The organism is Parafrankia sp. Ea1.12, from assembly GCF_900465275.1.
Classification (GTDB): domain Bacteria; phylum Actinomycetota; class Actinomycetes; order Frankiales; family Frankiaceae; genus Parafrankia; species Parafrankia soli.
Genome location: NZ_UBIZ01000450.1, coordinates 1 through 898, shown reverse-complemented (window position 1 = coordinate 898; position 898 = coordinate 1). Strand labels below are relative to the sequence as shown.

1 pseudogene is annotated in these 898 nt (G+C 76.4%); it reads left to right on the top strand.

Features of this window, described 5'->3' with window-relative positions:
* Positions 1-49 precede the first annotated feature (49 nt).
* Positions 50-898 (top strand): annotated as a pseudogene (locus tag FMEAI12_RS26390) (ATP-binding protein); the annotation flags it as partial.

Sequence of the window (898 nt, the reverse complement as noted above, 5' to 3'; positions counted from 1 at the left end):
GTACTGACGATTGCGCTGGCACGTGTTCCGGCGGCCCGGTGACCAGCGCGTGACCCGCCGGACCGGGAGCGAGGGGGGACGCGACCGGCGCGGCGCGGCGGGCGGGGACGTCGGCCCGAACGAGGCCGGGCTCGGCGTCAGAATGTCGCGGACCCTCGGGCTCCTGCGCCTGGTCGCGGTCCTGTTCGGCATCGCGGTACTCCTCGCCGACGCGGGATGGTACGGATCTCCGGCCCGGCTCGCCCTGCCGGCCGTCGCCGCCTGCTGGGGCGTGGTCTTCGGCGTGGTCTGCCTGACCCGTGGCCTGGGTCGGGACCTCGCCGCCGGCGAGCTCCTGATGGGCCTGGTCGTGGCGGGCTGCGCGCCCTGGGCCGTGCCGCCGGGCGAGCTCGCCACCGGCCCCAACTGGGTGCTGCTGCGGCTCATCGGGACGGGCCTGACCATCGTGTGGTGCTTCCCGCCGGCGGTCTGGCTGCCGGCCGTGCTGGCGTTCGTCACCCTGTACACGGCCGTCGTCCACGAGATCGCCGCGCCGTCCGCTTTGGAGGCGGCGCTGCCGGCCGGCGCGGTCATCGCCGTCCCCCTCGCGTTCGCCGCGGTCGTCGGGCGGATGCGCCGCGGGGCCCGGCGCTGCGACGAGTGGCTCGCGCTGGCCCACACGCGGCGCCGCGGGCGCGGCATCGTGGCGGCACGGCGGCAGGACGTGGCCGAGTCGGACCGGCTCGTGCACGACACCGTCCTGAACACGCTCACCGGTATCGCCTGGGGAGCACGTGACGCGGGCGGGAAGAGCGTCCACGCCCGGTGCCGGCAGAGCGTGGCGATCTGTGAGGACCTCCTCGCCGGCGGGCGGGACTGGGAGGGCGGCCTGATGGTCGCCCTCGGCCGGGCTCTGGAC